The sequence below is a fragment of the Streptomyces sp. NPDC040718 genome (assembly GCF_055593565.1).
This window is the reverse complement of record NZ_JBVIXO010000011.1, coordinates 185,735-206,674: the sequence shown is the minus strand read 5'-3', so window position 1 is coordinate 206,674 and position 20,940 is coordinate 185,735. Positions and strand designations below refer to the sequence as shown.

Sequence of the window (20,940 nt, the reverse complement as noted above, 5' to 3'; positions counted from 1 at the left end):
CCGCCCCGTTCTCATATTCTTGTGAACGCTTTCACAAGAACACTAGTGACTTTGGTCCCGTTCGAAATCCCAGCTCAAGTGGGGTGGTGGTGATCAAAGTCCGACGGTCAAAGGACTTCCGGGCCTGAGCTCGGGACCATCGCGGCGCCAAATGATCGATCAAAAGGCGTGGAATGGACACAAGCAATGAGGCGACTCGGAGAAGGTGCCGGTGATGACTGCCACCCCTGTGGAGACCACGAAGAACAACGAGGCCTGGCAGGGCTTCGAGGGCGGCCTGTGGCGCGACGCCATCGACGTCCGCGACTTCATCCAGCAGAACTACACGCCGTACGAAGGCGACGATTCCTTCCTCGCCGGCCCCACCGCGCGCACCACCGCCGTCTGGAAGGCGATCACCGACAAGTTCCCGGAGGAGCGCGAGAAGGGTGTCTACGACATCGCGTACGACATCCCGTCGTCGATCACCGCACACGCTCCCGGCTACATCGACCGCGGCAAGGACCTGATCGTCGGCCTCCAGACCGACGCCCCGCTCAAGCGCGCGATCATGCCGTACGGCGGCTGGCGAATGGTCGCCGGCGCCCTGGAGACCTACGGCTACCCGGTCTCCGAGGAGCTGGAGAAGGTCTTCACCGAATACCGCAAGACCCACAACGCCGGCGTCTTCGACGCGTACACCGCCGAGATCCGCGCCGCCCGCAGGGCCGGCATCGTGACCGGCCTCCCGGACGCGTACGGCCGCGGCCGCATCATCGGCGACTACCGCCGAGTCGCCCTCTACGGAGTCGACCGCCTGATCGCCGTCAAGAAGGACGAGAAGGAGGAACTGAACTCCCTCCCCGCCGGCAACCGCCCGCTGGAGGAGACGATCCGCCTGCGCGAGGAGCTCGCCGAACAGATGCGCGCGCTGTCCGAGCTCAAGGCGATGGCCGCCTCCTACGGCTACGACATCTCCGGTCCCGCCGTCACCGGCCGCGAAGCCATCCAGTGGCTGTACTTCGCGTACCTCGGCGCTGTGAAGGAGCAGAACGGCGCGGCCATGTCCCTGGGCCGCACCTCCACGTTTGTCGACATATATCTACAGCGTGACATCGCGGCCGGCCTCCTCACCGAGGAGCAGGCGCAGGAAATCGTCGACGACTTCATCATCAAGCTGCGCATCGTCCGCTTCCTGCGGACCCCCGAGTACGACGAGCTGTTCTCCGGCGACCCGACCTGGGTCACCGAATCCATCGCCGGCATGGGAGAGGACGGCCGCCCGCTGGTCACCAAGACCTCCTTCCGCTACCTCCAGACCCTCTACAACCTCGGCCCGGCCCCCGAGCCGAACATGACGGTCTTCTGGTCGCCGCGGCTCCCTCAGGGGTTCAAGGAGTTCTGTGCCCGCGTCTCCATCGACACCTCCTCGGTGCAGTACGAATCCGACGAGCTGATGCGCCCGCGCTTCGGCGACGACACCGCCATCGCCTGCTGCGTGTCCGCCATGCCGGTGGGCAAGCAGATGCAGTTCTTCGGGGCCCGCGTCAACGTCGCCAAGACCCTCCTCTACGCGATCAACGGCGGCCGGGACGAGAAGTCCGGCGCCCAGGTCGGGCCGCGGACCGGCCTGCCGGCCTCCGACGTCCTCGACTACGACGAGGTCATGGCCAAGTTCGACGAGCAGATGGAATGGCTCGCCAAGACCTACGTCCACGCCCTCAACGTCATCCACTACATGCACGACCGCTACGCCTACGAGCGTCTCGAAATGGCACTGCACGACCGCGACGTGCGCCGCACCATGGCCTGCGGCATCGCCGGCCTGTCCGTCGCCGCCGACTCGCTGTCCGCCATCAAGCACGCCAAGGTCACCGCGTTGCGCGATGAGAGCGGTCTCGCCACCGACTACGCCATTGAGGGTGACTTCCCGGCATACGGCAACAACGACGACCGCGTCGACGAGATCGCCGTCAGGCTCGTCGAGGAGTTCATGAGGAAGATCCGCAAGCACGAGACGTACCGGGGTGCCGAGCACACCCAGTCCGTACTGACGATCACCTCGAACGTGGTCTACGGCAAGAAGACCGGCAACACCCCGGACGGGCGCCGGGCCGGCGAGCCGTTCTCCCCCGGGGCCAACCCGATGAACGGCCGCGACACCCACGGTTACGTCACCTCGGCCCTGTCGGTCGCCAAGCTCCCGTACGAGGACGCCGAGGACGGCATCTCACTGACCAACACCGTCACCCCCGACGGCCTCGGCCGCACCCCCGAGGAGCGGATCAAGAACCTCGCCGGCGTGCTCGACGGCTACATGGCCGTCGACGGCTTCCACATGAACGTCAACGTGCTGAACCGCGACACCCTCATGGACGCCATGGAGCACCCGGAGAAGTACCCGCGGCTGACCATCCGCGTCAGCGGCTACGCGGTGAACTTCGTGCGGCTCACCCGGGCGCAGCAGCTCGACGTGCTGAACCGCACCTTCCACGGCGCGCTGTAGCGCCGTCCGCCGTCCGCCGTCCGCCGTCCGCGCGGCCCGGGACCGGGCCCTCACCCGGCCCCGAGCCGCGTGCTCCCACAGGACACACCAGACACACCGGACGCCCGCCGGACACACCGGAACACGACTGGAGCACCTGCCATGACCGTCTACTTCGGTACGAGCCTCCCCGTCGGCCCCGAGAACGCCGCTGTCGTCAGCGCCGCGCGCCCCCCAGCCGCCGCGCAGACCCCGGTCACCCCCGCACAGACCCCGGCCGCCGCTGCGACGCAGCGGCCGAGCGAGGGCTCGGTGCACTCTTGGGACCTGTCCACCGGAGTCGACGGCCCCGGCACCCGGTTCGTGACCTTCCTCGCCGGCTGCCCGCTGACCTGCCTGTACTGCCACAACCCCGACACCATGCGGATGCGCAACGGCAGCCGCACCTCGGCCGACGCCGTCATCGCCGAAGCCCGCAAGTACACCCGGTTCATCTCCGCCTCGGGCGGCGGCGCCACCATCTCAGGCGGCGAACCGCTCCTCCAGCCCGTCTTCGCCGGCGAGCTCCTGCACCGCATGAAGAACGACCTGGGCCTGCACACCGCCCTCGACACCTCGGGCTTCCTCGGATCCCGGGCCACCGACGCGCTGCTGCGCGACGTGGACCTCGTACTGCTCGACATCAAGTCATGGGACCGGGAGACCTACGAGAAGGTCACCGGCCGGCCCCTGGAACCCACCCTGGACTTCGCCCGCCGGCTCGCGGACCTGGGCAAGGAGGTGCACCTGCGGTTCGTGCTCGTGCCCCGGCTCACCGACGCGCGCGAGAACGTCGAAGGGGTCGCCACCTTCGCCGGCGGCCTCGGGAACGTCTCGCGGGTCGACGTACTGCCCTTCCACAAACTCGGCGAGGGCAAGTGGGAAGCCCTGGACATGCCCTTCACCCTGCACGACACGCCCTCGCCCACCGCCGGGCAGGTGGCCGAGGCCAAGGCGGTCTTCGAGGCGCACGGACTGAAGGCCGTATGACCCGTCCGGACCAACCCCAAGGTCCACATAACGGGCTGAATATACATAGACCACCTAGCGTGGTGCTGTGTCCGAGCCCACAGAAGTACTCGCCGCAGACCCACCCCCCGGGCCGCCCGAGAACCCGCCGCCGGCCGGGCGGTCCGTCACCGCAAAGGCCACCGCGGCCGGCGTCGCCGTCTCCCTCCTGCTCATCGCCGCGATCGTGCTGGGCAGCCGCCTGCTGCGGGACTTCGACTCCGCCCTGCTGCCGTACGCCGTCGCCACGGTCTTCCTGGCCTTCGGCGTGGCCTACCGGTACACGGTCTGGGTGTCGGCACCCGGCGCGCGACGCCTCTTCAAGAAGGGCTTCGGCAGCTTCTTCTCGGCCGCCAACTTCAAGAAGGCGCCCACCGCCCTGCCGAAGATGGCCGCCACCTACCTCGGCTTCCAGAAGTTCCTCGGCGCCCGCTCGCGCGCCCGCTGGGCCGCCCACCAGCTGATCTTCTGGGGATGCCTGCTGGCCGCGGCGATCACCTTCCCCCTCACCTGGGGCTGGTTCACCTTCACCTCCGACAGCGGCTCCGGACCCGGCTACGAGATGCGGATCTGGGGCTTCAAAGTCCTCGGCTTCAACTCGCTCGACATCCTGGGCTGGCTGATGTTCCACGGCCTGGACATCGCGGCCGTCCTCGTCATCCCCGGAGCCTCGTACTTCCTCTGGCGCCGCATGAAAGACCGCGGAGCCATCACCGGCCAGCGCTTCGCCTACGACCTGCTCCCGCTGATCTGCCTGATCGTGATCTCGGTGACCGGGCTGCTGCTCACCTTCTCGTCGATCTTCCTGCACGGCGGCGGTTACGAGTTCCTGGCGCTCCTGCACATGGTCTCGGTGGTCTTCACCCTCATCTACATCCCCTTCGGGAAGTTCTTCCACATCGTCCAGCGGCCGGCGGCGGTCGGCATGCAGCTCTTCAAGTACACCGCCCGCCAGGACGAGGAGATCTTCGCCTGCAAGCGCTGCGGCGAGCCCATCGACACCACCCCGTACGTGGAGAACCTGCGCGGCACCATGCAGGACCTCCGGCTCGACTTCAACGCCTTCGCCGAATACTGCCCCCGCTGCAAGCGGGTCCTGCGCGGCAACGCCTACCTGACCCACGTCAAGAGGGGCTTCAAGTGACCGCGACGGACCCCGCCAAGCCGGCACCCCTGCCCCTCGACCCGGCCATCGCCCCGCCCGGCACCCGCAACTTCCGCGATGCCGGCGGCATCCCCGCCGACCGGTGGCACGCCGACCAGAACGGCGGGACCCTCGTCCCCACCCACTGCTGCTTCTGCGGCGTGCAGTGCGGCATGTACCTCCGCGTCGACAAGGGCGGCAAGGTCTTCGGCGTCGAACCCCGCAACCACGACATCAACCGCATGCGGCTGTGTCCCAAAGGCATCAACGCCTACCAGCAGGTCAACCACCCCGACCGGCTGACCTCCCCCCTGATGCGCCGCTCCCGCGACGAGGAGTTCAAGGAGGCCTCCTGGGACGAGGCCCTCGACTTCACCGTCTCCGAGATCCGGCGCATCCAGGCCGCCCACGGCAACGACGCCTTCGGACTGCTCGGCGGCGCCAGCCTCTACTCCGAGAAGACCTACCTCGTCGGCAAGTTCGGCCGGGTCGCCCTCAAGACCAGGCACGTCGACTACAACGGCCGCCTCTGCATGGTCAGCGCCGCCGGCGCCAACAAGCTCGCCTTCGGCATCGACCGCGCCGCCAACCCCTTCTCCGACATCCTCCTCACCGACTGCCTGCTGATCGCCGGGTCCAACGTGGGGGAGTGCTTCCCGGTGATGACCCAGTACCTCTGGGGCGCCCGCGACCGGGGCGCGTCGCTGATCGTCGTCGACCCGCGCGAGACGGCCGTCGCCCGCACCGCCGACGTCCACGTCCCCATCAAACCCGGCACCGACTCGGCCTTCTTCAACGCCGTGCTCCACGTGATCGTCGCCGAGGGCCTCACCGACGAGGCGTACCTCGCCGCCCACGCCACCGGCTGGGACGAGATCAAGAAAGCCGTCCAGGAGTACCCGCCCGCCCGGTCCGCCGAGATCTGCGGCATCCCCGCCTCCCAGATCGTCCAGGTCGCCCGGATGTTCGCCGGCGCGGACAAGGCGATGGCCTTCCACGCCCGCGGCATCGAACACCACTCGCAGGGCGTCGAGAACTGCCTGTCCGTCATCAACATGTGCGTGGCCACCGGCAACCTCGGCAGACCCGGCGCCGGCTACGGCACCATCACCGGCCAGGGCAACGGCCAGGGCGGCCGCGAACACGGCCAGAAGGCCGACCTCCTGCCCGGCGGCCGCTCCATCACGAACGAGGAGCACCGCCGTCAGATCTGCCGGATCTGGGGCATCGACGAGGCTGACCTCCCGCCCGCCGGCACCTCCATGATGGAAATGGTCTGGCAGATGCAGCGGCAGGAGATCCGCGGCCTGATCGGCATCTGCAACAACCCGTTCGTCTCACTCCCCAACTACGGGGCGGTCAAGCACGGCTACGACACCCTGGAGTTCCACGCGCAGTTCGACTTCTTCCTCTCCGAGACCGCCGTCAACGCGCACGTGGTCTTCCCGGTCACCGTCTGGGCCGAGGACGAGGGCGTCATGGCCAACACCGAAGCCCGGGTGGTCAAGCACAACAAGGCCCAGGAGCCGCCCGCCGGGGTGCGCACCGACACCTGGGTGATGTGCGAACTGGCCAGGCGCCTCGGTGCCGGCGACAAGTTCGACTTCCCCGGCTCCCGCGAGGTGTTCGAGGAACTGCGCGTCGCCTCCGCCGGCACCGTCAACGACTACTACGGCATCACGTACGAGCGGCTCGAAGAGACCGGAGGCATCGTCTGGCCCTGCCCGTCCACCGAGCACCCCGGCACGCCCCGGCTGTTCGAGGACGGCCGGACCTACCACCCCGACGGCAAGATCCACATGCAGGTCGTGGAATGGCACCCGCCCATGGACGCCTACACCGAGGAGTTCCCGCTCTCCCTCACCACCGGCCGCACCGTCGCGCACTTCCTGTCCGGCAACCAGACCCGTCGCCTGGGCGCCCTCGTCGAACAGACGCCGCGCCCGTGGGTGGAGGTGCACCCCTCCCACGGATTCCGCGACGGCGACCCCGTCCGGGTGGTCACCCGACGCGGCAGCGAGGTCTTCCCGGCCCTCGTCACGGAGGCCATCCGCCCCGACACCGTCTTCATCCCCTACCACTGGCCCGTCCCGACGGCAGCGAACGCCCTGACCATCGACGCCCTCGACCCCCGCTCGAAGATCCCCGAGTACAAGGTCTGCGCCGCCCGGATCGAGGCGGCGGAGCGGGTCGACGAGGTCCCCGCACCGCCCACGGCCCCCGGCCGCCAGGCCTACCCGGAGACCCAGGTCTCCCGCACCGACCCCCTGCCCCCCACGTCCTCGCAGGGCCGTGGCACGGCGGAGAGGAGCTGACGCCGCCATGATGGGCCGCACGATCTTCATCGACCCCGGCCGCTGCATCGGCTGTCAGGCCTGCGTATCCGCCTGCCGCGAATGCGACTCGCACCGCGGCAAGTCGATGATCCACCTGGACTACACCGACCCCGGCCGGTCCGTCGCCTCCCTCCCCACCGTCTGCATGCACTGCGAGGACCCCGTCGCGCCCTGCGCCGAGGTCTGCCCCGCCGACGCCATCCTGGTGACCGCGGACGGCGTGGTCCAGCAGGCCGACACCACCCGCTGCATCGGCTGCGCCAACTGCGTCAACGCCTGCCCCTTCGGCGTCCCGAAGATCGACCTCCAGGCGAAGCTCCAGATGAAGTGCAACCTCTGCTACGACCGCACCGCCTACGGTCTGGCCCCCATGTGCGCCACGGTCTGCCCGACCGGGGCCCTCTTCTACGGAACGCTGGAAGAGCTCCAGGCCGAGCGCCCCGGCGTCCAGGTCGCCGACTCCTTCGCCTTCGGCGACGTGGTCGTCTCCACCGGCGTGGCGATGGTCGTCCCCGCAGACAAGGTCCAGTGGCCCGTTCCCGGCGGCCTGCCCGTCGTGGAGGTGAATGGGGTGGATGTCCGATGAGCGTGACCCAGCAGCCCGCACCCGGCTCCGGACCGGGCCCGGACGCCGGCGACGCCGCCGCCGACCAGCTGCGCGACCGGATCAGCGCCGACTCCCTCACCACCCGGCGCGACTACCTGCGGATCGTCGCCACCGTCTCCGGCGGCCTGGCCATCGGAGGGGTCGGAGTCGCCTCAGGGATCCTGCACCGCCACGGGGACAGCGAGACGATGCCCGAGGCCAAGAAGGTCACCGACCGGCTCGCGCCGGGAGAGTCCGTGGCCTTCCGGTTCCCCGGCGCCGAGGACCGGGCCCTCGCCGTCCGGCTCGGCGACGGCAGCCTCGTCGCGTACTCCGCCGTCTGCACCCACCTGGCCTGCGGCGTGCTCTGGCGCGAGGACCGCGGGCCCGACGGGGAGCTGTACTGCCCCTGCCACGAAGGCGTCTTCGACGCGCGCACCGGTGAGGTGACCGCGGGCCCGCCGCCCCGCCCACTCCCGCGGATCTTCCTGACCGAGCAGGCCGACGGCAGCGTCTGGGCCATCGCCACCGCCCGCTCCGGGGAGCCCGCCAAGGAAGCCCTGTGCCGGCAGTTCGGGGACTCCCGGCCCGAGATGGCCCAGCGCCTGGGCTGCCCCGGAGCGGCCCGTGTCGACGAAAGCAGGCGGACATGAGCGACGCGCAGCTCCCTCCCCGCCCCGAATACCATCCGGGGAGCGCCCAGCCCCGGCTGAACCGGCCGGTCCGCGAGCGGTACCCGCAGATCCGCTCCACCAGCGGCTACGGCGACCCGCGCATCCGGCACACCGGCCCCGGCCCCGGCGCCGGCACCGAACAGGAACCGGAGCGCTCTTCCAAGCTCAACGCCCGGCTGGCCCTCGCCCTCACGGTCGTGATCGGGCAGCTCTGGGCGCTGACCGTCACCGTCAACGAGTGGATGAAGGGCAACAACGCCACGGCCTGGTGGGGGGCGGGATTCCTGGTCCTGTCCTTCCTCGTCGTGATCGCCCTGTGGCTCCTCGACCCGAAGGACCGATGACCATGTCGATCCCCACCACCCCGCCCCCGGTGCGCTCGCACCGCGCGGAGACCTACAAGCCCGGCGCCGTCATCGGTGACTGGCGTCCCGAGGACGAGGCCTTCTGGCAGGCCACCGGCCGCCGGGTCGCCCAGCGCAACCTCTGGGTCTCCATCCCGGCGCTGATGCTCGGCTTCGTGGTCTGGCAGGTCTGGTCGGTCACCGTGGTCAAGCTGAACGACGTCGGCTTCGGCTTCTCCAAGTCGCAGCTGTTCTGGCTGACCGCCATCCCCGGCATCACCGGCGGCACCTTCCGGATCCTCTACACCTTCATCGGCCCGATCTTCGGTGAGCGGAAGTTCACCGCCTTCAGCACCTTCATCCTGATCGGACCCATGCTGTGGCTGGGCTTCGCGCTCCAGGACACGGGCACCCCCTACTGGGAGCTGGCCCTCATCGCGGCCGTCTGCGGCATCGGCGGCGCGAACTTCGCCTCGTCCATGGCCAACATCGGCTTCTTCTTCCCCAAGCGGGAGAAGGGCAGCGCCAACGGCCTGAACGGCGGCCTCGGCAACCTCGGCGTGAGCGTCGTCCAGCTGATCGCGCCGCTGGTGGTCACCGCCGCCGTGCTCGGCGCTCCGGCGGGCGGCCCGCAGCACGACGCGAAGGAGAACACGGACATCTGGCTCCAGAACGGCGCCTTCCTCTGGGTGCCGCTGCTGGTGATCATGGCGTTGCTGGCCTGGTTCCTGATGAACGACCTCAAGGTGGCCGCGGCCCCCTTCAGCCAGCAGAAGATCATCTTCAAGCGCAAGCACAACTGGCTGATGACCTGGCTCTACGTCGGCACCTTCGGGTCCTTCATCGGATTCGCCGCCGGCCTGCCCCTGCTGATCAAGAACAACTTCGAGACGCAGGGCTACCAGGCCACCACCTACGCCTGGATCGGCCCCTTCATCGGCGCGCTCATGCGCTGGGCCGGCGGCTGGCTCTCCGACAAGATCGGCGGCGCCAGGGTGACCATGCTGTCCTTCGTCGGCATGGCGGCGGCCCTCGTGGTCGTGATCTTCGCACTGCCGTCCGGCGGCGACCAGGGAAGCTTCTGGGCGTTCTTCACCGGCTTCCTGGCGGCCTTCGCCTTCTCCGGACTGGGCAACGGATCGACCTTCCGGCAGATCCCGGTGATCTTCCGCGAGCAGCACATGCGCCAGGTGGAGGGCCAGGACCCCCAGGCGCAGGCGGCCGCGCTGAAGCAGTCGGAGATGGAGGCGGGCGCCGTCACCGGCTTCTCCTCCGCCATCGCCGCCTACGGCTTCTTCTTCATCCCCGCCATGTTCGCCGCCATGGCGGTCACCCACGCGCTGTGGCTGTTCATCGGCTTCTACGCCACCTGCCTCGCGGTCTGCTGGTGGTTCTACGCCCGCAAGGGCGCTGAGGCCCCCAGCTGACCCGGGCAGCGGCATCGGCAGGGACCCGGGCCGGGGGCGCGGGCGGCCGTACTCTTGGGGCATGAGCACCGCCCCCGCCTCCGACCCGCAGTCCCCGAAGCCCGAAGCCGGGGCGAAGCCCGAGACGAAGCCGAAGCCCAGGCCGAAGCTCGTCTTCGACGACCCGCTGGACCAGCAGTCCTCGGACGACACCGACCGGGGCTGGGGCGAGCGGCCCCCCGCCGGCGGGAGCGCGGCCGACCTGGCCCGCTTCCTCGACGAGAAGCCCCCGCACCACATCTGACCTTCCGCGGCCGTCAGAAGGCGTCGCGCGCTCCCGGCGTCCCCTGCGCCCTGGTGCCCTCGCCGTTCCCGGTCCGCTGCGCGACCAGGACGTCGCGGATGTCCTTGAGCACCTCCAGCTCGGTGATCTCCATGCTCTCCTGCACGCCCTCCTTGGCCTTGCGGCGCGCCTCCACCTTGGCGAGGTACTTCGCCATGGGCAGGACCATCAGGAAGTACACGACCGCCGCGGTGATCAGGAAGCTGAGCGCGGCGTTCAGCACGGAGCCCCACATGATGTTGACGCCGGTCGGCTCGCCCTTCGCGTCGACCCCACAAGGTGCCTTCAGACACGAGGTGTAGACATCCAGGTTCTTGGTGCCGATGGCGCCCACGAGAGGGCTGATGATGCCCTTGACGATCGAGTTCACGATGTTCGTGAACGCCGCGCCGATGACCACGGCCACCGCCAGGTCGACCACGTTCCCGCGCATCAGGAAGGCCTTGAAGCCCGCCAGTACGCTCTCCTTCTTCTTCTCGCTCACCACTGAGCCTTTCCTCGTGCCTGCTGTAGACGGAGCCAACGGTTCCGAAAGCTACGGCAGGCACGGCACGGCGTGTCCAATCAGGGCCCACTCCAGGGCGACTTGACTGCTCCCCAGTGCGAATCAGCACACCGTCACCGCCAGCCGCGCCACGGCACCCGCCCCCACGAGGGCACGCGCCGTGTCCCGGGGCACCGACAGCACCACCAGCGCCCCGCCGTCCCCGACACCCGCCTCCACAGCGGGCACTTCGGCAACCCGGGCACCCGTCGCCACCACCCGGGGCGGCCCGGTGCGCTCCGCCGCGACCACGTCGACCCGGTCACCGGGACGCAGCAGCCGCACCGTCCCGGCATCCGCGATGCGTACGGGCGCCGACACCATCCGTACCGCCGCGGGCGCCGGTTTCACCACGGGCGCGGGAGTGGGCGCGCCCCGGGAGGCCTGGGCCTCCGTTCCGCCCACCGCAAGGGCGGCCGCCACCACGGCCAGCCCGGCCGAGGCGACCCGCCGCCTGCGCCGCACCGCGCGCCGCAGCCGCCCTCCGGCCCGGCCCACCCGGAGCGGGGGAAAGGACGGCACGGGGCGCGCGGGCGGACACGTCGAAGAGCAGACGGGACGGGAGCCCGTCGAAGAGGAGGAAGAGGAGGAAGCGGGGGACGGGAGAGAGGTCCTGGACATGATGGGCACCGCCAAGCTGGTCGTGTTCCGGCGTCCGGGCCCACTGCCCGGACCTCCTCCACGATCCGTCGCCCCGCCACCGCCCGCTCCGGCCTGTGGACAATCCCCAGGCTGTGGACAAGTCCCTAACCCTCAGGTGTCAGCGTCCGGCCGGCACCTGGCAGGCCTCCGAGAAGCCCTGGCTGGTCAGACCGAAGGCGCTGTTGACCCGTGAGCGCCAGTTCTCCAACGCGACCATGGCGGTGAGCTCGACGAACGCCGCCTCGCCGAGCCGGCCGATCAGCTCGGCCGCCAGCTCGTCCGTGACCGACGGCTCGGTCTCGGTCATCGCCTCGGCGTACTCCATGACCAGCAGCTCCAGCTCGGTGAACACCTCGCGCGACTCCCGCCACCGCGGGACCCGCTCGATCTTCTCCGGCGAGAACCCCTTCTCACGGCCCTCCCAGTAGCCGAAGTCCATGCACCACGAGCAGTTGATGCGCGCCGCCGAAGCCATCACCGCCAGGTGCTTGAGGCCGGCGTCGAGCTCGTTCCACTTCGCGGCCTGCTGCTCCATGCGCACGTACGAGAACAAGACGCGGGAGTTGTGCCCGTACGCCTGACCCGGATCCAGCACCTTGCCGTAGGTGCGGCGCGAGTACCAGGCGCCGATGCGCATGAGGAGGGTGCGGGGCGGGGTGAGCGAGATGCGCGGCATGACTGGCCTCTTCCGGCTCGGGGGTCCTGGTGACCCCTTCGCCATGGAGACAGGGCAGCCCGGCGGAATGTGACACCGCCCGGGAATTTCTTTCGCCGGGCGGGACCGGGGGCCTCGGCAGGCGGCCGCAGCAGGCCCTACGGCCGCCACGCCGGCCCCTCGGGTCGGGAGGCGAGGGAAGGCGCAGGGGGGCGCAGGAGGGCGCAGGGATCCGGCGGCGGGAGCCGCAGCGTGCAGGGACGCTGCGGCCGGGCCCGCAAGGGATCCAGCGGCCCTCAATCGCCGCTACGGCAGTTCGATGCCCAGGTCCCAGCCGTCGTGGACGTGGGTGCACAGGCAGTCGCGGGCTTCGGTCGGCGGCAGCGCCGCCACCGCGTCGAAGAGCACCTCGCGCAGCCGGCTGACGTTCTCGCCGAACACCTTGAGGACCTCCGTGTGGGAAACTCCCTCACCCGTCTCGGCGCCGGCGTCCAGGTCCGTGACCAGGGCCATCGAGGTGTAGCAGAGCCCCAGCTCGCGGGCGAGCACTGCCTCCGGGTGCCCGGTCATGCCGACCACCGACCAGCCGGCCGCCGCGTGCCACCGCGACTCCGCCCGCGTCGAGAACCGCGGCCCCTCGATGACGACCATGGTGCCGCCGTCCACCGGCTCCCACTCCCGGCCGCGCGCCGCCGCGAGCGCCACCGACCGGCCCACCGGGCAGTACGGGTCGGCGAAGGTGGTGTGCACGACGTTCGGGACGGTCCCGTCCGGCAGCGGCTCACCGTCGAAGAAGGTCTGCACGCGGGCCTTCGTGCGGTCGACCAGCTGGTCCGGGACCAGCAGCGTGCCGGGCCCGTACTCCGGCCGCAGGCCGCCGACCGCGCAGGGGCCCAGCACCTGGCGGACGCCGACCGAGCGCAGCGCCCACAGGTTGGCCCGGTAGTTGATCTTGTGTGGCGGCACGGTGTGGCTGCGCCCGTGCCGCGGCAGGAACGCCACCTGGCGCCCGGCCAGCTCACCCACGTACAGGGAGTCGCTCGGAGGCCCGTACGGCGTCTCCACCTGGATCTCGGAGACGTCCTCGAGGAAGGAGTAGAAGCCCGACCCGCCGATAACACCGATCTCTGCGTTCACCATGGCCTCACCCTAACGGGGGACGCACAAGGCCCCGCCGCCCAAGAGGGCGGCGGGGCCTTGCGGAAAGCGGAAGACGTACTGCGGGATCAGGCGGCCGAGGTGGAGCTGCTGCCCGTGCTCGAGGTCGCCGAGGAGGTCGAAGCGGCGGGGGCGGCGGCAGCGGTCGACGTCGTCGTGGACGACGAGGACGACTTCGAGGCAGGGGTGCTGCTCGACGAGGTGCCACGGCTGTCGTTCCGGTAGAAACCGGAGCCCTTGAAGACGATGCCGACCGCGGAGAACACCTTCTTCAGGCGTCCGTCGCAGCTCGGGCACACGGTCAGTGCCTCATCGGTGAACTTCTGCACGGCCTCAAGGCCCTCACCGCATTCGGTGCACTGGTACTGGTAGGTCGGCACGAATTTCCTCCTGGCACTCTGACTCAATGAGTGCTAACGACGCTCCATGGTGACGTATTCCGGCGGATCAGTCCACCGTCACGGGCGTGCGGTGACCGATCCCACGCTCGTTCGCCGCGTTGCGGGCGGCCGGCGCGGACGAGTTCACGATCCGGCTCGGGGCCTTCGGCGCCAGCTTCGCGCGCAGCGCCACCAGGGTGACGAGGGCGAGGGCCGTGGCCACCAGCGGCACCAGGAAGCCGTACGAGGACCCGTGCGCGTCCGTCAGGCGGCCGGCCAGGGTCACGGCGGCGGCCTGCCCGAAGGCGACCGCTCCGGTCAGCCAGGTGAAGGCCTCGGTCCGTGAGGCGGCCGGGATCAGCTGCTCGATCATCGTGTAGCCGGTGATCAGCGCGGGGGCGATGCACAGGCCGACGACCAGGCCGAGCGCGCCCAGCAGGATCATCGAGTGCGCGGCCCACAGCACGGAGGCGGCGGCGGTCAGGCCGATGTAGCCCAGGATCAGGCGGCGGCGCGGGCCGATCTTCCAGGCGACGGCGCCCATCGTGATGCCGGCGACCATGTTGCCGGCCGCGAAGATGCCGTACAGCAGGCCGTTGGCGCCCGGGTTGCCGATCTCGTTGGAGAAGGCGGCGAGCGAGACCTGCATGCCGCCGAAGACGGCGCCGATGCCGATGAAGGCGACGATCAGGACGCGCAGGCCGGGGAAGGACAGCGCGGACTGGTGCTGGCCGCCGGCCGCCGAGAGCGGGGCGACCTTCGGCTCGGTGGCGCGCTGCGCGGCGAAGAACAATCCGCCGAGCAGGGTCAGGGCCGCCTCGGTCGCCAGACCGGCGGCCGGGTGGACGCCGGTGCACAGCGCGGTGGCGAGCACCGGGCCGACGACGAAGGTGAACTCGTCGGTGACGGACTCGAACGCGGCGGCCGTCGGCAGCAGCGGGGAGCCCTCCAGCTTGGCCGCCCAGCGGGACCGGACCATCGGGCCGACCTGCGGGACGGAGGCGCCGGCCGGGACGGCGGCCAGCGCGAGCGCCCACAGCGGGGCGCCGAGGAGCGCCAGCGCGGTCAGAGCGGAGACCGCGGCGGCGTGGACGAGGACGACCGGCACGAGGACGGCGCTCTGGCCGCGGCGGTCGGTGAACTTGCCCATGACCGGCGCGAAGAGGGCCATGGAGACGCCGGTGACGGCGGCGACGATCCCCGCGTCGCCGTAGGAGCCGGTGGCGTGCTGGACGAGCAGCAGGATGCTGATGGTCAGCATGCCGAACGGCAGACGGGCGGCGAAGCCGGGGAGGACGAAGGAGGGGGCGCCGGGCGTGCGCAGCAGCTGCCCGTAGCCGGGTCGGGCGGACTTGTCGGTCGTGACCGCGGATGTCACGGCCTGGCCTTTCCGCTGCCTGGTAGAGCGTCCCCGTCTGCGGACGGCGGGCCGCTTTGTGAGCGACCGCACCCGTACATGTGGGAGCCCCGAGAGCTGTCCTCTTGCGCAGAACCGAGTGATACCTGGGCGCCCACTGCGGGAGGGAGCCACGGCCGCTTTGCGGTCGCGCCAGCTCTGCGTCAGGCAGAGTTGGTTCGATGTGGTGTGCCTTCATCGTACAGGGGAATCCACTACCACGCCCTGTGATTACGGTGACAAGGCATGTCTTCACCTGCGATTAACTGGAACTTTGCATTCCGCGCCCCGTGAAATGGGGGCAAGCCCGGTCACAAGCCAGCGAAAATGGCCGAATTAGAACGCCGCTCTAACGAAAATCGATCATTCGAGCGGCGTTCCGGGCACCCTCCGCCACCTAGAGTGACGTTCCGCCACCGGTTCCCAGCCACCCCGCCAGCTTGCCGCCGCGCGCCACCGCCCGCAGTCGGGCCTCCGCCGCGTCCCGCACCGGATCCGTGGCCACCACCAGCAGCTCGTCCCCGCGCCGCAGCACGGTCGAGGGCGCCGGCACGAAGCTCTTCGCGTCCCGGACCACCAAGGTCACCGACGCCCCCGCCGGCAGCCGCAGCTCGCCGACCTCCACGCCGTGCATCCGCGAGGCGGGAGGGATCGCGAAGGACAGCAGGTGCCCGCGCAGCTTCTCCAGCGGCGCCGACTCGATGCCGAGGTCGGCCGCCGCCTCCTCGGTGTCGCGCAGGTTCAGCTTGCGCGCCAGCCACGGCAGCGTCGGCCCCTGCACCAGCGTGTAGACGACCACGAGCACGAAGACGATGTTGAAGACCCGGTCGCTGCCTTCGATCCCGGTGACCAGCGGGATCGTCGCCAGGATGATGGGCACCGCGCCGCGCAGGCCGGCCCACGACATCAGGGCTTGCTCCTGCCACGGAATGCGGAAGGGCAGCAGGCTGGCGAAGACCTCCAGCGGCCGCGCCACCATGGTCAGCACCAGTCCGATGATCACCGCGGGCCAGAAGTCGTTCACCAGCTCGTGCGGGGTGACCAGCAGGCCGAGCAGCACGAACATGCCGATCTGGGCGATCCAGCCGAGCCCGTCCGCGAATCCGCGCGTGGCCGGCCAGTGCGGCAGCTTCGCGTTCCCCAGGACCATCGCCGCCAGGTACACCGCGAGGAATCCGGAGCCGTGCGCCATCGCGCCGGCCGCGTACGCGGTCACGGCGATCGCCATCACCGCGATCGGGTACAGGCCCGAGGCGGGCAGTGCCACGTGCCGCAGCCCGTACGCCCCCAGGAAGCCCACCGCCAGGCCGATCGCGGCGCCGATCGCCAGCTCCAGCGCGATCTTGCCGAGCAGCACGTACCACTCGTCCACCGGCCCGACCGCGGCGAAGGCGACCACCAGGATCACGACGGGGGCGTCGTTGAAGCCGGACTCGGCCTCCAGTACGCCCGTCACGCGTGACGGCAGCGGAACCTTGCGCAGTACGGAGAAGACGGCCGCCGCGTCGGTCGAGGAGACGACCGCACCGATCAGCAGCGCCTGGCGCCACTCCAGCCCGACCAGGTAGTGCGCGCCCGCCGCCGTGACCCCCACGCTGACCGCGACGCCCACCAGCGACAGGACCACCGCCGCCGGCAGCGCCGGTTTGATCTCTTTCCACTTGGTGCCCAGACCGCCCTCGGCGAGGATCACGACGAGCGCCGCGTAACCGATGACCTGCGTCAGCTCGGCGTTGTCGAATACGACGTTGCCTATGCCGTCCTGGCCTATCGCGATGCCTATGCCGAGGTAGATGAGCAGGCTGGGGAGGCCGCTGCGCGAGGAGATGCGCACCGCCGCGACGGCGACGAGCAGCACGAGCGAACAGACCAGCAGGAGCTCATTGAGCGTGTGGACAGTCAGCGGGCGGCCCTTTCCTCAGAGCGTGCCTGGTGGATCGTTCCTCCGGCGGCGCATTCGGCAAGTACTTCGTTACCTTACCTAATCTTTGACGGACTCTTTACGCGATAACCACATTGTGAAACGCAGGTTCCCGCCTGTCCTACGGACCTCGACCCCTGGCGGATCAACGACAGCGGTCCTGCGCCTATGGTTGCTCCCAGCAATCCCAGGACCACCCTGCCCCTCTAAGGACAGCGATGCCCGCCAATGAATCCGGACCTTCCGTCAAGAAGAAGGGACGACGCGCACGCCTGCTCGTGCTCGTCATGGTCCTGGCGCTCTTGGCGGGCCTCGGCTACGGCGCGTACTGGAGCGTGGACACCGTGCGCGCCTCCTTCCCGCAGACGACCGGCTCCCTCAAGGTCCCAGGCCTGACCGGGACGGTCGATGTGAAGCGCGACGAGCACGGCATTCCGCAGCTCTACGCCGACAACGACGAGGACCTCTTCCGCGCACAGGGCTTCGTGCACGCCCAGGACCGGTTCTGGGAGATGGACGTACGCCGCCACATGACCTCCGGCCGCCTGTCGGAGATGTTCGGCTCCGGCCAGGTCGAGACCGACGCCTTCCTGCGCACCCTCGGCTGGCGCCACGTGGCGCAGGAGGAGTACGACAAGAAGCTCGCGCCGGAGACGAAGAAGTACCTCCAGGCCTACGCCGACGGGGTCAACGCGTACCTGAAGGGGAAGTCCGGCAAGGACCTCTCCGTCGAGCACGCCGCCCTCAAGCTGACCGACGACTACAAGCCGGAGCAGTGGACGCCGGTGGACTCGGTGGCCTGGCTCAAGGCGATGGCCTGGGACCTGCGCGGCAACATGCAGGACGAGATCGACCGCTCGCTGATGGCGAACAAGCTCTCGCAGGCGCAGATCGACGAGCTCTACCCGCCGTACCCCTTCGACCGGAACAAGCCGATCGTCGAGGGCGGCACCGTCGCCGGCGGCAAGTACGCGCCCCAGGGCACCCCCGGCGCCGGCTCGACCGGCCGCGGTACGGGCACGGGCGCGGGCACCGGCACCGGCACCGGCACCGGTACGGGCACCACCCCGGGCACCGGCACAGGCACCGGCTCGCAGACCACCCCCAACGGGGGCACGGGCACCGCCACCGGCCTCGCCGACAACGCCACCGCCCAGGGCGCGACCGTCGGCCTGCGCACGCAGATGGGCTCCCTCGCCAAGACCCTGGACGAGATCCCGGCCATCCTCGGCCCCAACGGCAGCGGCATCGGATCGAACTCCTGGGTCGTCTCGGGCCAGTACACGACCACCGGCAAGCCGCTCCTCGCGAACGACCCGCACCTGTCCCCGCAGCTGCCCTCGGTCTGGTACCAGATGGGCCTGCACTGCCGAGCCGCCTCGCCCCAGTGCCAGTACGACGTGGCCGGCTACACCTTCTCCGGCATGCCGGGCGTGGTCATCGGCCACAACGCCGACATCGCCTGGGGCATGACCAACCTCGGCGCCGACGTGACCGACCTCTACCTGGAGCAGGTCCGTCCCGAGGGCTACGTCTACGACAACAAGGTCGTCCCCTTCACCACCCGTGAAGAGGAGATCAAGGTCGCGGGCGGCAAGAGCAAGAAGATCACCGTCCGCACCACCAACAACGGACCGCTGATTTCCGACCGCAGCGACGAGCTGGAGACCGTCGGCTCCCGCGCCCCCGTCCCCAGCTCGGCCCCCGACCGCGGCAACGGCTACGCCGTCGCCCTGCGCTGGACCGCCCTGGACCCGGGCAAGTCGATGGACGCGGTGTTCAAGCTCAACCGGGCCAAGGACTTCAACAGCTTCCGCGCCGCGGCGGCCGACTTCGAGGTCCCCTCGCAGAACCTGATCTACGCCGACAACAAGGGCGCCAACGGCAACATCGGCTACCAGGCCCCGGGCCGCATCCCGATCCGCAACCAGGGCGACGGCCGCCTGCCGGCGCCCGGCTGGGACCCCAAGTACGCCTGGAAGGGCGGCCGGGACGGCAACGCCGGCTACATCCCGCAGAACGAGATGCCCTGGGAGCTCAACCCGGCGCGCGGCTACATCGTCACCGCCAACCAGGCCGTCACCGAGTCCGGCACCGGCACCGGCACCGGCACCGGCACTGGCACTGGCACCGGCACCGGTACCGGCACTGGCACCGGCACCGGCACCAGCGCCGGCGCCAGCGCCGGCAAGTACCCGTACGTCCTGACCACGGACTGGGGCTACGGCGCCCGGAGCCAGCGGATCAACGACCTCATCGAGGCGAAGACCAAGGACAACGGCAAGATCTCCACCGATGACATGCGCACCATGCAGATGGACAACAGCAGCGAGATCGCCGCGCTGCTGACCCCGATGCTGGCCAAGATCCAGGTCTCGGACCCGGACGTGCGCTCGGCGCAGAAGCTGCTCGAAGGCTGGAACTACACGCAGGAGCCCGACTCCGCGGCGGCCGCGTACTTCAACGCGGTCTGGCGCAACGTCCTCAAGCTGGCCTTCGGCGACAAGATGCCGAAGGAGCTTCGGGTCGAGGGCAGCTGCATGAACGTCAGCGAGGAGAGCACCGGCCCGAACGACGACCTCACCAAGACGGTCCGCGAGTGCGGTACGCGCGGCCCCGACTCGGCGCAGCCGGACGGCGGCGACCGCTGGTTCGAGGTGGTCCGCCGGCTGGTCAAGGACGAGAAGTCGCCGTGGTGGACGGCCACCCCGAAGACCGTCCACGACAAGCCGATCAAGACCCGTGACGAGCTCTTCGCCCGGGCCATGGAGGACGCGCGCTGGGAGCTGACGGCCAAGCTCGGCAAGGACCAGTCGACGTGGAGCTGGGGCCGGCTGCACCAGCTGACGCTGAAGAACCAGACGATCGGCAAGGAGGGCCCCGGCTTCATGCAGTGGCTCCTCAACCGCGGCCCGTGGAACGTGGGCGGCGGCGAGGCCACCGTCAACGCGACCGGCTGGAACGCCTCCAGCGGCTACGGGGTCACCTGGGTGCCCTCGATGCGGATGGTCGTCAACCTCGGCGACCTGGACAAGTCCCGCTGGATCAACCTGACCGGCGCCTCGGGTCACGCGTACGCCGGCACGTACACGGACCAGACGGAGATGTGGGCCAAGGGTGAACTGCTGGAGTGGTCCTTCGGGAAGGACGCCGTCGACAAGTCGACAGTGGACACCCTGACGCTCAAGCCGTGACGGTGACCGCGACCGTGACCGCGATGCCGGATCGCCGGCCGGTCACGCGGTAAAGCGCACCACCCCCGACGGGGTGGCCACCGCCTGGACGGGGTGGTCGTGCGGTTCCTCCGGGACCCGCGCGACCACCTCTTCGTCGTACAGGAGCACCACCAGCGCGGGATGCGCGCCGGCCCGCTCCAGGCGCGCGAGCACCCGGTCGTACGAGCCCCCGCCGCGGCCGAGCCGCATGCCGCGCCCGTCCACCGCGAGCCCGGGCAGCAGCACGGCGTCGGCGCCGGTCACGGCATCCGGGCCGAGCGGGGCGCCGGAGGGCTCCAGCAGCCGCATCTTCCCCGGGTGCGCGGCCTCGGCGAGGCTGTCCGGGCCCTCGTACGCGGCCCAGTCCAGGTCGTTGTCCGGGAGCAGCAGGGGCAGCAGCACCCGCTTGCCGGCGGTCCGCAGCGCGTCGAGCAGCTCGCGGGTGCCCGGCTCGGCGCCGACGGAGACGTACGCGGCGACGGTGTGCGCGCCGTCGAGCTCGGGCAGGGTGAGGGCGGAGCGGGAGAGCGCGCGGGCCGCCGCGTCGCGGTCCTCGGGGGACAGGGCGCGGCGGGCGGCGAGGAGTTCCCGGCGCAGGGAGGCCTTTTCGGGTACGAAGGGGTGGTTCCCGGGCGGGTTCTCTACCACAGTCTCGTCACAATTCCTTTCACATATGGATCAAGTC

The 20,940-nt window shown here is 70.0% G+C and carries 18 protein-coding genes; 10 read left to right on the top strand and 8 right to left on the bottom strand.

Annotated elements, in window-relative coordinates; genetic code table 11:
* The first annotated feature begins 214 nt into the window (after positions 1-214).
* The 9 genes from pflB (at position 215) to ACZ597_RS25920 (ending at position 10,305) form a co-directional block, all read left to right on the top strand.
* Positions 215-2,485 (top strand): formate C-acetyltransferase, encoded by a 2,271-nt coding sequence (pflB, locus tag ACZ597_RS25960; RefSeq protein ID WP_471334546.1) that lies wholly within the window; start codon positions 215-217, stop codon positions 2,483-2,485.
* A 141-nt stretch (positions 2,486-2,626) separates the two neighbouring features.
* Positions 2,627-3,493 (top strand): pyruvate formate-lyase-activating protein, encoded by an 867-nt coding sequence (gene pflA, locus ACZ597_RS25955; RefSeq protein WP_471334543.1) that lies wholly within the window; start codon positions 2,627-2,629, stop codon positions 3,491-3,493.
* 67 nt (positions 3,494-3,560) lie between these two features.
* On the top strand, positions 3,561-4,655 hold the full coding sequence (locus tag ACZ597_RS25950; RefSeq protein WP_471334540.1) for an MFS transporter: 1,095 nt from the start codon (positions 3,561-3,563) through the stop codon (positions 4,653-4,655).
* Positions 4,652-6,970, top strand: coding sequence for a molybdopterin oxidoreductase family protein (locus tag ACZ597_RS25945; RefSeq protein ID WP_471334538.1), 2,319 nt, complete (start codon positions 4,652-4,654; stop codon positions 6,968-6,970). The genes ACZ597_RS25950 and ACZ597_RS25945 overlap by 4 nt, the downstream gene beginning before the upstream one ends.
* A 7-nt stretch (positions 6,971-6,977) precedes the next feature.
* The gene (locus ACZ597_RS25940) at positions 6,978-7,577 is read left to right on the top strand and encodes a 4Fe-4S dicluster domain-containing protein (RefSeq protein WP_405980287.1); all 600 of its coding nucleotides are present in this window, start codon (positions 6,978-6,980) and stop codon (positions 7,575-7,577) included.
* Positions 7,574-8,230, top strand: a complete 657-nt coding sequence (locus tag ACZ597_RS25935) for a QcrA and Rieske domain-containing protein (protein WP_471334534.1) — start codon at positions 7,574-7,576, stop codon at positions 8,228-8,230. The genes ACZ597_RS25940 and ACZ597_RS25935 overlap by 4 nt, the downstream gene beginning before the upstream one ends.
* Positions 8,227-8,595 carry a hypothetical protein gene (locus tag ACZ597_RS25930; protein ID WP_471334531.1) on the top strand — a complete coding sequence of 123 codons (369 nt, stop codon included), beginning with the start codon at positions 8,227-8,229 and terminating at the stop codon, positions 8,593-8,595. The genes ACZ597_RS25935 and ACZ597_RS25930 overlap by 4 nt, the downstream gene beginning before the upstream one ends.
* A gap of 2 nt (positions 8,596-8,597) precedes the next feature.
* Positions 8,598-10,022: a NarK family nitrate/nitrite MFS transporter gene (locus tag ACZ597_RS25925; protein ID WP_471334528.1), complete on the top strand. Its 1,425-nt coding sequence runs from the start codon at positions 8,598-8,600 to the stop codon at positions 10,020-10,022.
* A 61-nt stretch (positions 10,023-10,083) separates the two neighbouring features.
* The gene (locus ACZ597_RS25920) at positions 10,084-10,305 is read left to right on the top strand and encodes a hypothetical protein (RefSeq protein ID WP_007264613.1); all 222 of its coding nucleotides are present in this window, start codon (positions 10,084-10,086) and stop codon (positions 10,303-10,305) included.
* A 13-nt stretch (positions 10,306-10,318) separates the two neighbouring features.
* On the opposite strand, the gene mscL is transcribed toward ACZ597_RS25920, so the two are convergent.
* The 7 genes from mscL to ACZ597_RS25885 form a co-directional block, all read right to left on the bottom strand.
* A complete protein-coding gene (gene mscL, locus ACZ597_RS25915; protein WP_471334525.1) occupies positions 10,319-10,828 on the bottom strand; it encodes a large conductance mechanosensitive channel protein MscL in 510 nt (169 codons plus the stop codon).
* Positions 10,829-10,951: 123 nt separating this feature from the next.
* The gene (locus ACZ597_RS25910) at positions 10,952-11,509 is read right to left on the bottom strand and encodes a hypothetical protein (protein WP_471334523.1); all 558 of its coding nucleotides are present in this window, start codon (positions 11,507-11,509) and stop codon (positions 10,952-10,954) included.
* Between the two features lie 139 nt (positions 11,510-11,648).
* Positions 11,649-12,206: a carboxymuconolactone decarboxylase family protein gene (locus ACZ597_RS25905; protein ID WP_471334520.1), complete on the bottom strand. Its 558-nt coding sequence runs from the start codon at positions 12,204-12,206 to the stop codon at positions 11,649-11,651.
* 285 nt (positions 12,207-12,491) lie between these two features.
* Positions 12,492-13,325 (bottom strand): S-methyl-5'-thioadenosine phosphorylase, encoded by an 834-nt coding sequence (locus ACZ597_RS25900; RefSeq protein WP_471334517.1) that lies wholly within the window; start codon positions 13,323-13,325, stop codon positions 12,492-12,494.
* Between the two features lie 86 nt (positions 13,326-13,411).
* A complete protein-coding gene (locus ACZ597_RS25895) occupies positions 13,412-13,723 on the bottom strand; it encodes an FmdB family zinc ribbon protein (protein WP_471334514.1) in 312 nt (103 codons plus the stop codon).
* Between the two features lie 67 nt (positions 13,724-13,790).
* A complete protein-coding gene (locus ACZ597_RS25890; protein WP_471334512.1) occupies positions 13,791-15,101 on the bottom strand; it encodes an MFS transporter in 1,311 nt (436 codons plus the stop codon).
* 415 nt (positions 15,102-15,516) lie between these two features.
* On the bottom strand, positions 15,517-16,977 hold the full coding sequence (locus ACZ597_RS25885) for a potassium/proton antiporter (RefSeq protein WP_471334509.1): 1,461 nt from the start codon (positions 16,975-16,977) through the stop codon (positions 15,517-15,519).
* A 281-nt stretch (positions 16,978-17,258) separates the two neighbouring features.
* Here ACZ597_RS25885 and ACZ597_RS25880 point away from each other — a divergent pair, with 281 nt between their 5' ends.
* Complete coding sequence (locus ACZ597_RS25880; RefSeq protein WP_471334507.1) at positions 17,259-20,234, top strand: penicillin acylase family protein; 2,976 nt, start codon at positions 17,259-17,261, stop codon at positions 20,232-20,234.
* A 42-nt stretch (positions 20,235-20,276) separates the two neighbouring features.
* On the opposite strand, the gene ACZ597_RS25875 is transcribed toward ACZ597_RS25880, so the two are convergent.
* Positions 20,277-20,903: a 5-formyltetrahydrofolate cyclo-ligase gene (locus ACZ597_RS25875; RefSeq protein WP_471334505.1), complete on the bottom strand. Its 627-nt coding sequence runs from the start codon at positions 20,901-20,903 to the stop codon at positions 20,277-20,279.
* Positions 20,904-20,940: the final 37 nt, after the last annotated feature.